Source organism: Alteromonas sp. KUL49, assembly GCF_006538345.1.
In the GTDB taxonomy this organism is placed as follows: Bacteria; Pseudomonadota; Gammaproteobacteria; order Enterobacterales; family Alteromonadaceae; genus Alteromonas.
Genome location: NZ_BJKL01000001.1, coordinates 492,077 through 505,347 on the forward strand (window position 1 = coordinate 492,077; position 13,271 = coordinate 505,347).

Genomic DNA, 13,271 nt, shown 5'->3' on the forward strand with positions numbered 1-13,271 from the left:
ATGTTAGATACTCAACTCACTACCAGCTTATCACACAAACTCTTTCGCGCCGATCAAGTTCGCGCAAATGAGGAGGCCGCAGCCCAAAACTCGGGATGCGACATGTTTACGCTTATGCAACGGGCTGGCGAGTCTGTATTTCAGCACTGTATAGAATTATTCCCTAATCTAGATATCTTTTTGGTACTCGTTGGCCAAGGTAACAATGCGGGTGACGGCTACGTTACCGCATTAAATGCTAAAAAAGCGGGCAAACAAGTTTATGTGTGTGCCGTTGAACCCGACCGAATCTTGGAAGGGGATGCAGGTACTGCTCAAGCAAACTGGTTTGCTGCTGGAGGTAAACTCGTTGAGTTTAGCGAGGCCTTGGTAGAGAAAGCGGACATTATTATCGATGCTTTACTTGGTACGGGTATTAATAGTGTTATTCGCAATGAGTTTGCTGATGTTATAGACGTGATAAACAAGTCTAGTACCTATGTGGTGGCAGTCGATGTTCCCTCTGGCCTTGATGCCAATACGGGGCAGAGTCTGGGACGCTGCGTTCAAGCTGATGTTACTGTGACCTTCGTAGGAATTAAGCCTGGCTTGGTCACTGGTGCGGGTAAGCAGTCATGCGGGCAGCTTGTTTATGCTGATTTAGACATTGGAAAAGCTTTTCAGGCGTTGGCAAGACCCTTTGCCACTTTGCTCAAGATAGAGCACTTTAAGGGCTTGGCACCCAGAGACATACATAGTCATAAGGGGACGTATGGACGTTTACTCTGTGTGGGTGGTAATAAGGGAACTGCTGGTGCGATTAGGCTTGCGGGTGAAGCAGCATTGCGCAGTGGTGCTGGTATGGTTCGTACTTATGTGCATGAGTCTTCTGTCGTCCAAGTGAGCTCAGGACGCCCTGAATTAATGGTCACAGATTCAGATTTAGAAGCTGGGCTTGAGTGGGCCACATGTGTGGTCATTGGCCCTGGTTTAGGGCAGGACGAATGGGCAGAGAACGCCTTTGAAACTACAATGAAATATTGTCAGTCTACAAACACGCCTGTTGTTATTGACGCTGATGCGCTCAATTTATTGTGCAAGCAATCCACGGCTTATACGGTGAGTGATTGTATACTAACACCCCATGCTGCAGAGGGCGCAAGATTACTTGGTTTGACGGTGGAAGAGGTCGAAAGTAATCGATTTAATGCCGCTCGCCAATGCGCACAACGCTATCATGCGGTATGTGTTCTTAAAGGGGCTGGAACACTGATCGATAACGAAAAGGCCACGTGGGTATGTAGACATGGTAACCCGGGAATGGCAACCGCCGGAAGCGGTGATGTATTAAGTGGTATTCTTGGCGCATTGTTAGCCCAAGGTGTTCATGTGGATATGGCAGCTAAATATGGTGTTATATTGCATGCAAAAGCGGGTGATGATGTTGCCGAGCTATATGGTCAACGTGGTATGATTGCGAGTGACTTATTTGATGCAGTTCGCGCACTTATCAATCACCATGGTTAGTCATTGATGTTGCGTTGGGTTGATCAAATACCGCGGTAAATTGCAGGAATTCGGATTTATGTCATACCCAGAAACATCTTTCTTTGCCAATACGCCTGAAGAAACAGCGATACTAGCGCAAGACTTGGCGAGCGCTGTTTCGGCAGAGTCTTCTACTGAAGCGGTTATTTATCTCGATGGAGATTTAGGGGCAGGTAAAACAACCTTTAGTCGTTATTTTATTCAGTCATTTGGCCATACTGGCAGTGTGAAAAGTCCAACCTATACGCTGGTAGAGCCGTATGAATTGTCAGAAGTCTCTATTTTCCATTTCGACCTATACCGTCTGGCCGACCCAGAAGAATTGGAATTTATGGGGATACGCGACTATTTTGGCGAAGGGAACATTGCTTTGGTAGAGTGGTCTGAAAAAGGTGGGCAATTTTTGGCCTCGCCAGATTTAGTGATCAGTATTGAAATAACATCGACGGGACGACAGTTTTCTATCCAAGCAAAAAGTGCAAAGGGTGCACGAATTCTACAAAATTGTAAGTGTGCCTAATGATAGATAATGGTTTGAATATCCTTAAGTTGATAGTTGTATACGTTGTTTCGAGAGAATAAGAAGAGAAAAGTAGAATAAATATGGTGCGCAATATAGGGCTAATTTTGTGTATTTTGCTCGTGGCTTATCCACTGCATGCTGCGCAAAATGACATTGATGGTCTGCGAATTTGGCCGTCCCCCGCGAGTACTCGTGTAGTGCTCGACCTAGATGCTGCGCCAGAATTTACCTATTTCACTTTGAGTAACCCACATCGTCTAGTTATCGATTTATCTAACACTCGTCGTGATACCGACTTATCGGTGGCGCAAGACATGGGGGAGCTAGTTAAACGAGTGAGGTATTCGACGCCAAAAACTAACAAGGATGCCAGAATTGTCGTTGAGTTGAGTCGCAAGGCTGACCCTACGTTGTTCGCCATGACACCTACAGCGCCCTACGGACACAGGCTCGTAATAGATTTGCTGGATAGTAATCCGCCTGCGCCTGCCCCTATCGTTATTGACCAATCGAGCAACAATCGAGACCGAGACATTATCATTGCCATCGATGCTGGGCACGGTGGTGAAGATCCAGGCTCTATTGGGCCATCTGGCTCCTACGAAAAGCATATAACTTTGAGTATAGCCAAGAAGCTTGAAGCCATGATCAACAATGAGCGCGGTATGCGAGCTATCATGACCCGCACAGCTGATTACTACATTTCACCGAACCGACGGCCTGAAATTGCCCGTGAGAAAAAAGCTGATCTGTTTATTTCAGTGCACGCAGACGCTTTCACACAGCCAGAGCCCAGAGGAGGCTCTGTTTGGGTGCTGTCCATGCGAAGAGCTGATACAGAACTTGGTCGTTGGATGGAAAAAACTGAGCGACACTCTGAGCTGTTAGGTGGCGCAGCCGAAGTTATCAGTGACAAGTCGAGTGAGTTGTATCTCGCGGAAACTATTCTCGGCTTATCGATGGACCACAGTATGGCTACGAGTTTCGACCTCAGCAATGAGGTGATTAGTGAATTAAAGCAAATCACGCGTATGCACAAGCGCACTCCTCAAGCTGCAAGTCTAGCGGTGCTAACATCTCCTGATATTCCTTCGATACTCGTAGAAGTTGGCTTTATTTCTAATCCCGAAGAAGAAAAGAACCTCAATTGGTCCAAGCATCGCGAACGTTTAGCCCAGTCAATTTTTACTGCTACTAAGCGCTACTTTAAGCAAGTACCACCTGATGGGACATTGTGGGCGTCTGAGAGAGCGACAAATCGTACTCATAAAGTGCAAAGTGGCGAATCTCTCTCTTTGTTAGCACAGCGATATAATGTGGCTGTGAGTCGGATAAAAGAAGCCAATAACCTCAATAGTGATGTGGTTCGTATAGGTCAGGTTTTGACCATACCTAGCACTTAATCGAGTCACACTTCGATATCTTTTAGCGAACAGGTACTTTCCATTGCCAATAAAATTGTTGTCTCCTCAGCTCGCAAACCAAATAGCGGCAGGTGAAGTTGTCGAACGTCCTGCGTCGGTCGTAAAAGAACTCGTTGAAAATAGTTTAGACGCTGGCGCGGACCGCATTGAAATCGATATCGAGAAAGGTGGTCATAAGCGTATTCGCATCCGTGACAACGGTAGTGGTATTGCAAAAGATGAACTCACGCTCGCGTTGAGTCGCCATGCCACAAGTAAAATTATTACGCTGGATGATTTAGAGCAAATAATGTCGCTGGGTTTTCGGGGGGAAGCACTGGCGAGTATCAGTTCGGTGAGCCGCCTTACCCTAACTTCTCGTCCTGCGAATCAAGAACAGGCATGGGAGGCTTTCTGTGAAGGCCGAGATATGGCCGTTAGCATTCAGCCCGCAGCACATCCTGTGGGCACGACAATAGATGTCGTAGACCTTTTTTACAACACTCCCGCTCGCCGTAAATTTCTAAGAACTGAAAAAACTGAGTTTCATCATATAGAAGATGTGATTAAGCGTATCGCGTTGAGTCACCCCAATGTAGGGTTTGTACTTAAACACAATGGTAAAGCGATGCGCAGACATATGCCTGATAGCCAGTGCAGTTTGCCTCATCGAATCAGTTCCGTTGTGGGCCAGAAGTTTTTAAAAAATGCGATTCATACACAAGTGGCTTATGAAGGGATTCACCTAGAAGCGTGGTTAGGTAATGAAAGTCTACTTCGCAGCAGCAGTGATTGTCAGTTCAGTTTTATTAATGGTCGAGGTATGCGAGACAAACTGATGTTGCATGCGGTACGTCAAGCGTATGAATCTGTATGGGGCGTTTTGGAGCAACCCTCGTTTGTACTGTACTTAACCATTGATCCGAAAGAAGTCGACGTGAACGTACATCCAGCAAAACATGAAGTGCGTTTTCAGCAAAGCCGGTTGGTACACGATTTTATTTGTAAAGCCGTTTGTGATGCGCTGCATTCATTAACTCCCGAAGACTCACAATTGACACAAGAGACCGTTTCGAGCGAGCCATCTACGTTCGCATTTACGCCTGCTGAGTCGAGTCATGACTACATTCGACCACTGACACACGGTGCGGCTAATTCTGTGAGCGAATCTGGAGCGAGAGCTACCAACAACCTTGGACGTATTGGCGCCCCTCGCATAGGCGAGAGCTACAACACTCACTTCCAATCATTAATGACACCGAAAGTTATTGATGAAAAAAGAGACGTGGATGAAGGCGCTGTGGCCTATTTGTCGCTCGATGACGGTACGCGTTTATACGTTAAAGATAAGCGTGTATTTTTGCTGTCCGCTAATGCGTTGCAACCGGAGTGGTTAACCTCACTGTGCGAGCAGGCATCGAACAGTCAACCTTTGTTAATGCCAGTCGCGATTGCATTTGATAGTGTCTCAGAGCAGACCCTAGAGACGCTCGCAAAAATGCATTTCGACATTAATTATGTGGCAGGTAAATATCGACTACAGCAGGTACCCGCGGGCACGCGCCACCTACCTTGGTTGCGATGGTTTGAGTTAATGTTGATTAACAGTGCCAGTGAAGAAAATACTCCGCGAAAAATTTTTCAATTTTCCAATGCATTAGCACCAGAAAGTACTATGCTAATTTGGAAATGGTTAGAACAATTTAGTCCTTCTGAACAATGGGAATACATTCAGCGTTTTGGTAAAGTGCGCGACCTGAAAAGTGTGATGGCGCTATGGGATACCAATAATGGCGAGTAAGAATTATCCTGTCCTGCCTGTCGTTTCCATCATGGGGCCGACGGCATCCGGTAAAACAGGGTTAGCATTGGCGCTGGCGCAGGACATTGATTGTGAAATCATTAGTGTAGATTCCGCGCTCGTGTACAAACAGATGGATATTGGTACCGCAAAGCCCACTAAGGCAGAGTTAGAGGCGGTTCCCCATCATCTCGTAGACATTATTGACCCATCTGAAAGTTATTCCGTATCAGCATTCTGTAAGGATGCAGTTAGTCTGATTGGCGAAATTCATCGTAGAAATCGTGTACCAATATTGGTAGGAGGTACGATGATGTATTTTAATGCCTTGATAAATGGAATATCGCCACTACCTAAGTCAGACAAGAAAATGCGACAAGCCCTTGAAGAAGAAGCAAATCGCATAGGTTGGGACGCGTTGCATGTTCAATTGTGTGAGGTAGACCCAGTGAGTGGGGCTCGAATTCACCCCAATGACCCCCAACGTTTGACTAGGGCACTTGAAGTCTATCGGAGTACAGGTAAGACCTTAACTGAATGGCAACAGGAAAAGGGTGAAACTTGCCCCTATGACATAGTACAGTTTGCAATAGCGCCCGAAGATCGCGCGATATTGCATGAGCGAATCGCACAAAGATTCGACATTATGCTAGAGCAAAACTTTGAAAATGAAGTTCGCAAACTCCTTGAAAGAGGAGATTTGCATCCTGACCTACCATCAATAAGATCAGTAGGTTATCGTCAAATGTGGCAGTATTTAACAGGCGAGCTGTCATATGACGAAATGAGAGAAAGGGGCATTATCGCCACACGGCAATTGGCTAAACGTCAGCTCACCTGGCTGAGAGGGTGGGAGAATCTGACTTGGCTGGACACATTTGCTAACGATAATGCGACTAAAATAGCATCAAAATTAGCTCTCTAATTTGTCAGTGTAGTGTACAATTAGAGTTGGAGTAGCTGCGGTTAACGCTACAATAATAAAAACACTAAGGATATCAAATGGCTAAAGGGCAATCTTTACAAGACCCATTTTTAAATGCTTTGCGCAAGGAACGTATACCAGTGTCTATTTATCTGGTAAACGGCATTAAATTGCAGGGGCAAGTTGAATCTTTTGATCAGTTTGTCATTTTGCTGAAAAACACAGTGAGCCAAATGGTCTATAAGCACGCTATTTCTACGGTAGTTCCAGCGCGAGCTATCACAATGCCAAGCGCAACAGGAGATTCCGACAATAGCAAAGGTGAATAATTTAAAAGGTAGCGAGCTTGTTTGACCGTTATGAAGCCGGTGAACAGGCTGTACTTGTTCATGTTAATTTTGCTGACGAAAACAGCAAAGAAGATTTAGCCGAACTTGAGTTACTAGTGTCATCTGCTGGCGTTGATGCGGTGGATGTTATTACTACATCCCGTAGTGCACCACATGCGAAGTTTTTCGTTGGGTCAGGTAAGGCAGAGGAAATAGCTGCAGCGGTGAAGGCACATGATGCTAACGTCGTTATATTTAATCACGCTTTGTCGCCGTCTCAAGAGCGAAATCTTGAAGCCGCATGTAAGTGTCGCGTGCTCGATCGCACTGGCCTTATATTAGACATCTTTGCCCAAAGGGCGAGAACTCACGAGGGTAAGCTGCAAGTAGAACTTGCCCAGTTGCGTCACATATCAACACGCCTCATCAGAGGGTGGACCCACCTTGAAAGACAGAAAGGTGGGATAGGCTTGCGTGGACCTGGTGAAACGCAACTTGAGACTGACCGACGACTACTTCGCGCAAGAATTAGTGCCATTTTGAGGCGTTTAGCCAAGGTGCAAAAACAGCGAGAACAAGGCCGACGCTCTCGAAAACGTGCTGAAATTCCCACCGTTTCCCTAGTTGGGTATACCAACGCGGGTAAATCAACTCTCTTTAATACCATCACAGATGCCCATGTTTACGCAGCAGATCAACTGTTTGCCACACTTGATCCGACACTGCGAAAAATAGAACTGAATGACGTGGGAACTGCCATACTTGCTGATACGGTTGGGTTTATTCGACACTTACCTCACGATCTTGTGGCAGCGTTCAAAGCGACATTACAAGAGACTCAAGAGGCAGATTTACTGTTACACGTGGTGGATATTGCAGATGCAAATTATCGAGAAACCATGGACGAGGTTAACCTTGTTCTCGAGGAAATCGATGCGGGTGAAATTCAGCAGTTAATAATTTGTAACAAAATAGACAAACTAGAAGACACCCCGCCACGTATAGAAAGAAACGAAGACGGTGTACCGACGCGAGTATGGTTATCAGCCCAGAGCGGTGAAGGGGTTGAGTTGCTGAGTCAAGCACTTACCGAGTGTTTGGGCAAGAGCATGGTGAATTACACACTTAAAATACCTCCTGCTCAAAGTCGATTGCGTGGCGTGTTATATGAACTAAATTGTATCTCTCAAGAGCAGTACGATAACCATGGCGATTGGGTTGTCGACGTGAGAATGCCTACAGCTGACTGGAACAGACTTGAAAAACGGTTAGAAAACGGCATATCTGAATACGTGGTATCACATTGAGTTACACAAATCTTCAACATGTGTGACAATGTATAAGATTTCTTAAATAAAACCGTAATTTATGGAGTATCAACATGGCTTGGAATGAGCCGGGTGGTAATAACAACGACCCGTGGAAAAACCGTGGAGGCCGCGATCAAGGGCCCCCGGATTTGGATGATGTATTCAAAAACTTATTCGGTAAGTTTGGCAAAATGGGTAACGGTGGCAGCGGCCAAGGTAAAAGCCTAGGTGGCATTGGCGCAGGTATCCTTATTGGTCTCCTAGCAATTATCTGGTTTATCAGTGGTTTTTACACCATTCGTGAAGCAGAGCGTGGCGTGGTTTTACGCTTTGGTGAATATCACCAGCAAGTGGAGCCGGGTCTTCGCTGGGCGCCTACCTTCGTAGATACCATTGTCCCAGTAGATGTGCAGTCGATCCGCGACCAGTCGTCCTCTGGTTCAATGCTCACCGAAGATGAAAACGTGGTAAGCGTTCAGATGGAAATGCAGTTTCGCGTAGTCGACCCTTATCGCTGGGTATATGCGGTAGAGAACCCCGAGATGAGTTTGAGTCAATCGCTAGATAGTGCCATTCGCTACGTCGTTGGTCATTCTAAAATGGATGATGTGCTCACCGATGGTCGTGAACTGACTCGTCAACGTGTGTGGGAAGAGCTTCAGTCGATTATTGAACCTTACAACATGGGGGTTTCGATTATCGATATGAACTTCCGTGATGCACGTCCGCCAGAGCAAGTTAAAGAAGCCTTTGATGATGCGATTGCTGCGCAGGAAGACGAACAACGTTTTATTCGTGAAGCTGAAGCCTATGCTCGTGAAATTGAACCTCGCGCACGTGGTCAAGTTAACCGTATGAACGAAGAGGCACAAGCTTATCGTCAACGAGTAATTCTTGAAGCGCAAGGTGAAGTTGCTCGATTCGAAGAGTTATTACCTCAATACGAAAGAGCGCCTGAAGTGACGCGCGACCGGATCTACTTGGAAACGATGGAAGAAGTCTTTGGAAATACCAGTAAAATATTGGTTGATAGCCAAGGCGGTAACAGCATGATGTACCTTCCTTTAGATAAGATGATGGAGCGTCAACAGAATTCAACTGCACCACGTTCTCGTAATACACTAGAAGGTTTGCAGCAAATGCCAATCAATGACGACGCCGCTCGTAGCCGAAATTCTTCGCCTACCAGTGGTTTGCGCAGTGACAACTACAGAGAAGGGAGATAATTAGTCATGAAAAACTTAATTATTGCTTCACTGGTATTGGTTGCGATTTTAGCCTCAGGATCACTATTCGTGGTAAAAGAGGGCGAGAGAGCAATTGTAATTCAGTTCGGTAAGGTACAACGAGACGATGCGACTGGCGATACTCTTGTATATGAGCCTGGATTGCACTTTAAGCTGCCGTTTATCGACTCTGTCCGTCATTTAGATGCACGTATCCAAACACTAGATGACACGCCAGACCGTTTTGTGACCAGCGAGAAGAAAGACTTGATCGTAAACTCTTACGTTAAGTGGAGAATTAGCGATTTCGCCCGTTATTATCTTTCAACCGGTGGTAACAAGCTTCAAGCAGAAGCGTTGTTGAAACAGAAAGTAAACAACGGTTTGCGCTCTGAGTTCGGTACTCGTACTATCGCGCAAATAGTGTCAGGTGAACGTTCTGCACTGATGAACCAAGCAATGGAACAAGCATCTTCATCATCTGATGAGCTAGGTATCGAGATTGTCGATGTGCGAGTTAAGCAAATCAATCTACCTACTGAAGTCAGCAACTCTATCTTCCAGCGTATGCGTGCAGAGCGAGCAGCAGTGGCAAGGGAGCACCGTTCTGAGGGGCAGGAGCAAGCGGATATTATTCGTGCTGACATCGATGCAAAGGTTACAGTAATGTTAGCTGACGCTGAGCGTAACGCTCGTCAGTTGCGCGGTGAAGGTGATGCATCAGCTGCACAGATTTATGCCGATACTTACTCTAAGAACCCAGATTTCTATAGTTTCTTAAGAAGTATGGATGCTTACAAAGCTAGCTTTAATAGCAAACAAGACGTGCTTGTTATTGAACCTGATAGCGAATTTTTCCGCTACATGAATGTATCTAGTGGTGGCGAATAAGCTTAGTTTGTTTAAGTATTAATCCTTGAAAAGCCAGTCGAAAGACTGGCTTTTTTGTTCGTGGGTGCAAATACGCAAAGAATTCGGGTAAAATACGCACAAACATAAAAAGCAAATAGCCCCATTCACCATCAAGAGTAGCCCATTAAGAGGTATACCGGTTGTCTGGGAAATAAACGACAGAGAGAACTTCTTTGACATCTAATAGCTCAAATGCAAGCCCAGCCGAGAAGGCTCAGGGGCAAGGCGGGTTATTCTCGCGATTTTTAGCAACCGTTGAATGGTTGGGTAATCTTCTCCCACATCCAGTCACTCTTTTTGCCCTATTGTCGGTATTTATCGTCATTTTGAGCGGTATCTTAGGTTACTTTGATATTGCCGTAGCTGATCCTCGCCCAGAAGGTGCAAAAGGTAGAGATCCAGATGGCATGATCGAAGTCATATCATTGATGAGTGCCGACGGTCTACAGCGTATCGTTACAGGTTTGGTGACAAACTTTACCGGTTTTGCTCCCTTAGGAACGGTACTTGTAGCGTTGCTGGGCGTTTCTGTCGCAGAGCATTCAGGGCTTTTGTCTGCCACCATGCGCGCGCTAGTAATGAATGCCTCTAAACGAGCAGTCACCTTTGCCATTGTGTTTGCTGGTATTGTTTCTAACACTGCATCAGAGCTTGGCTATGTTGTGCTTATTCCCTTAGCAGCAATGATCTTCCACTCACTGGGCCGTCACCCTCTCGCAGGACTAGCCGCCGCATTCGCGGGAGTTTCAGCGGGGTACAGCGCGAACTTACTGTTGGGTACGGTAGATCCCCTCTTGTCAGGTATTACAGAATCTGCGGCACACATGATTGACCCAGACTATGTTGTTGGGCCAGAGGTAAACTGGTACTTCATGTTTATTAGTACCTTTGTTGTGGCGATAATGGGGGCGCTTGTTACAGAGAAAATCGTAGAGCCTCGACTTGGTAAGTTTAACGAGTCAGATGCCTCGATAGACTTAGGCAAGCAAACCATGGAAGCGCCAACTGACATTGAGAAAAAAGGCATGCGTTGGGCAGGTGTCTCATTTGTCGTGGTGTGTTTGATGCTGGCGGCTACGGTAGTACCTGAGAATGGTATTCTACGTCACCCTGAAACAGGACAAGTCGCAGGTTCGCCTTTCTTAAAGGGCATTGTAGCCTTTATCTTTATTACTTTTGCGGTGCCGGGGTTTGTGTACGGTCGCATTACAGGCACCATGCGCAATGATCGTGACGTCATAGATGCGATGGCAAAAAGTATGGGGGTCATGGGCCTTTATATTACTTTGGTGTTTTTTGCTGCTCAGTTTGTTGCGTTCTTTAAATGGACTAACTTAGGTACTGTACTTGCCGTCAAAGGGGCTGCCATGCTTCAAGCTGCAGGCCTAGATGGTCCAGCGATATTTATTTTGTTCATTCTTATGTGCGGTGTGGTTAACCTTTCACTGGGAAGTGCATCAGCACAGTGGGCGGTTACTGCTCCTATTTTTGTCCCTATGCTTATGTTGGTGGGGTATGCGCCAGAAGTGATTCAAGCGGCTTATCGCATCGGCGACTCAGTCACCAATGTTATCGCTCCTATGATGAGTTACTTCGGTCTCATTCTAGCCATGGCTGCCCGCTACAAGAAAGACCTGGGAATGGGCACGTTGATAGCTATGATGTTGCCTTACACCATGGTGTTCATCGTAGGCTGGACTCTATTGTTCTATCTTTGGGTATTTGTTTTAGGAATGCCTGTTGGGCCAGGTGCAGCAACTTATTATCAGCCTTAATTCCTATCAAAACTTAGCCTCAAAAACACCAGCATTGCTGGTGTTTTTTTTAGTGTTTTCAGCGCTATCTAGTATTCACTCGTTATTACAAGTATTAATGGCTAAACGATATAATAGGTGAGTTATCGCTACTTTTAACGGCCAAGGAAGCCCAAATGTCTTTGAAGAACGCCAAGCAAATCTTGTTGCTTACTCTGTATTTTTTTCATTGGTCGTGTGAAGCGCAGTGGGATTTCTCTGGTACTTATGCGTTGCGATACGAATATATTAAGAACTCTCCACGAATTAACGCTAGCACTACTGATAGGCTGTTAGGCTCTCGGCTTGAACTTGTCTCGACATACACTGCTGACAAATCATATTGGACGCTCGAAGTTCAAGATGCTCGCGTATTTTTGGATGATGCCAATTCACCTTTAGGTACGGATGATGTCAATACACTGGAACCCATACAAGCATACTGGGGATATCGTTGGGGGGCTTCGCAAGAAAACGATGTGAAGCTGGGGCGCTTTACCCTTGATTTAGGAAATCGCAGGTTGTTTGCTCGGCCACGTTTCAGAAACACCAGAAACTCCTTTACTGGCGGTTACGTTCGTTGGAAGAGCGACAGCACACAAATAGAATCGCTCATTGCCATGCCAGACAATCGATTTCCAAGAAACTTTGCAGACCTAGATGCCAATAAGGTACAGCTCGATAAAAACTATCCTGAAAACCTTGTTTGGAGTATTTATCTGACCCGAGAATTAACTAACAAAGATTTGTATGAGCTTTACTACTTTGGATTAAAAGAGTCTGACCAAGACGATGTGAATACAAGGAACAGGCGTTTGCACACATTTGGCGGACGATTGGTGCAGTCATTTTTAAGTGGTTTTCTGCACGTGGAGTCTGAGGGGGCATATCAATTAGGACGTGCTCGTGCATCGTCGAAACCTGAAGATTTAATGGACCTCGATATTAACGCGTGGTTTGGTTACGTAACGTTAGGCCACAAGTTCGATGATCTTTGGTCGTCGAAAGTTGATATCGAGCTCAATTATGCCAGCGGTGATAAAGATGAGGAAGATGATAAATTTCAGCAGTTTGACCCATTGTTTGGCGTTAGGCGTGCTGAGTTTAATGCTACTAACTTGTATGGTTTCTTTGCCCGTAAGAATCACAAAAGTGTGGGCATTCTGTTTCGCGCAAAGCCTTCAAGCGAAAGCTCTCTTTCGATGAGTTACCGTGCTTTATGGCTGGCAACGGCGGATGATAGTTTGCCATCGCTTAATTTATCTAACAGCAGTAATGAGGATTTCTTAGGCTATCAGTTAGAGGGTCGTTTTAGATATCAATTCAATCCAACAGTAATGTTAGAAACAGGGGGTATCTATTTGGCCAAAGGTGGATTTTTTGACAATGCTGACCAGAAAGTAAACAGCGATAATACGGTGTATCTATACTCTGAGGTGAGTTTAAAATTTTGACCGCATGGGTATCGTGAGTTGCTTTTTCAAAGAGATCAAATTCCCATTTAATTCAGTATAATATGCAT

General features: G+C 45.6%; 11 protein-coding genes. All 11 read left to right on the forward strand.

Going from position 1 to position 13,271, the window contains the following annotated elements:
• The 11 genes from EYS00_RS02045 to EYS00_RS02095 all read left to right on the forward strand — a co-directional run bounded on the left by EYS00_RS02045 (position 1) and on the right by EYS00_RS02095 (position 13,203).
• On the forward strand, positions 1-1,506 hold the full coding sequence (locus EYS00_RS02045; protein ID WP_130634902.1) for an NAD(P)H-hydrate dehydratase: 1,506 nt from the start codon (positions 1-3) through the stop codon (positions 1,504-1,506).
• Between the two features lie 58 nt (positions 1,507-1,564).
• On the forward strand, positions 1,565-2,047 hold the full coding sequence (gene tsaE, locus EYS00_RS02050; protein ID WP_130634903.1) for a tRNA (adenosine(37)-N6)-threonylcarbamoyltransferase complex ATPase subunit type 1 TsaE: 483 nt from the start codon (positions 1,565-1,567) through the stop codon (positions 2,045-2,047).
• Positions 2,048-2,130: 83 nt separating this feature from the next.
• On the forward strand, positions 2,131-3,453 hold the full coding sequence (locus tag EYS00_RS02055; RefSeq protein ID WP_130634904.1) for an N-acetylmuramoyl-L-alanine amidase: 1,323 nt from the start codon (positions 2,131-2,133) through the stop codon (positions 3,451-3,453).
• A 43-nt stretch (positions 3,454-3,496) separates the two neighbouring features.
• Positions 3,497-5,254, forward strand: coding sequence for a DNA mismatch repair endonuclease MutL (gene mutL / locus EYS00_RS02060; RefSeq protein ID WP_130634905.1), 1,758 nt, complete (start codon positions 3,497-3,499; stop codon positions 5,252-5,254).
• Complete coding sequence (gene miaA / locus EYS00_RS02065; RefSeq protein WP_130634906.1) at positions 5,244-6,179, forward strand: tRNA (adenosine(37)-N6)-dimethylallyltransferase MiaA; 936 nt, start codon at positions 5,244-5,246, stop codon at positions 6,177-6,179. Before mutL ends, miaA begins: the two co-directional genes overlap by 11 nt.
• A gap of 77 nt (positions 6,180-6,256) precedes the next feature.
• Positions 6,257-6,508 carry an RNA chaperone Hfq gene (gene hfq / locus EYS00_RS02070; protein WP_130634907.1) on the forward strand — a complete coding sequence of 84 codons (252 nt, stop codon included), beginning with the start codon at positions 6,257-6,259 and terminating at the stop codon, positions 6,506-6,508.
• A gap of 17 nt (positions 6,509-6,525) precedes the next feature.
• Positions 6,526-7,815: a ribosome rescue GTPase HflX gene (hflX, locus tag EYS00_RS02075; RefSeq protein WP_130634908.1), complete on the forward strand. Its 1,290-nt coding sequence runs from the start codon at positions 6,526-6,528 to the stop codon at positions 7,813-7,815.
• Positions 7,816-7,889: 74 nt separating this feature from the next.
• The gene (gene hflK / locus EYS00_RS02080) at positions 7,890-9,044 is read left to right on the forward strand and encodes an FtsH protease activity modulator HflK (protein WP_130634909.1); all 1,155 of its coding nucleotides are present in this window, start codon (positions 7,890-7,892) and stop codon (positions 9,042-9,044) included.
• 6 nt (positions 9,045-9,050) lie between these two features.
• Positions 9,051-9,935, forward strand: coding sequence for a protease modulator HflC (gene hflC / locus EYS00_RS02085; protein ID WP_130634910.1), 885 nt, complete (start codon positions 9,051-9,053; stop codon positions 9,933-9,935).
• 194 nt (positions 9,936-10,129) lie between these two features.
• Positions 10,130-11,731, forward strand: a complete 1,602-nt coding sequence (locus EYS00_RS02090; RefSeq protein WP_130634911.1) for an AbgT family transporter — start codon at positions 10,130-10,132, stop codon at positions 11,729-11,731.
• A 155-nt stretch (positions 11,732-11,886) separates the two neighbouring features.
• The gene (locus EYS00_RS02095; protein ID WP_130634912.1) at positions 11,887-13,203 is read left to right on the forward strand and encodes an alginate export family protein; all 1,317 of its coding nucleotides are present in this window, start codon (positions 11,887-11,889) and stop codon (positions 13,201-13,203) included.
• The last annotated feature ends 68 nt before the right edge of the window (positions 13,204-13,271 follow it).

Excerpts from the sequence above, each read along its gene's own strand:
- EYS00_RS02095 (WP_130634912.1), top strand. The coding sequence starts at position 11,887 with ATGTCTTTGAAGAACGCCAAGCAAATCTTGTTGCTTACTCTGTATTTT.
- hflK (WP_130634909.1), top strand. The coding sequence starts at position 7,890 with ATGGCTTGGAATGAGCCGGGTGGTAATAACAACGACCCGTGGAAAAAC.
- miaA (WP_130634906.1), top strand. The coding sequence starts at position 5,244 with ATGGCGAGTAAGAATTATCCTGTCCTGCCTGTCGTTTCCATCATGGGG.
- hflC (WP_130634910.1), top strand. The coding sequence starts at position 9,051 with ATGAAAAACTTAATTATTGCTTCACTGGTATTGGTTGCGATTTTAGCC.
- EYS00_RS02045 (WP_130634902.1), top strand. The coding sequence starts at position 1 with ATGTTAGATACTCAACTCACTACCAGCTTATCACACAAACTCTTTCGC.
- EYS00_RS02055 (WP_130634904.1), top strand. The coding sequence starts at position 2,131 with ATGGTGCGCAATATAGGGCTAATTTTGTGTATTTTGCTCGTGGCTTAT.
- tsaE (WP_130634903.1), top strand. The coding sequence starts at position 1,565 with ATGTCATACCCAGAAACATCTTTCTTTGCCAATACGCCTGAAGAAACA.
- hfq (WP_130634907.1), top strand. The coding sequence starts at position 6,257 with ATGGCTAAAGGGCAATCTTTACAAGACCCATTTTTAAATGCTTTGCGC.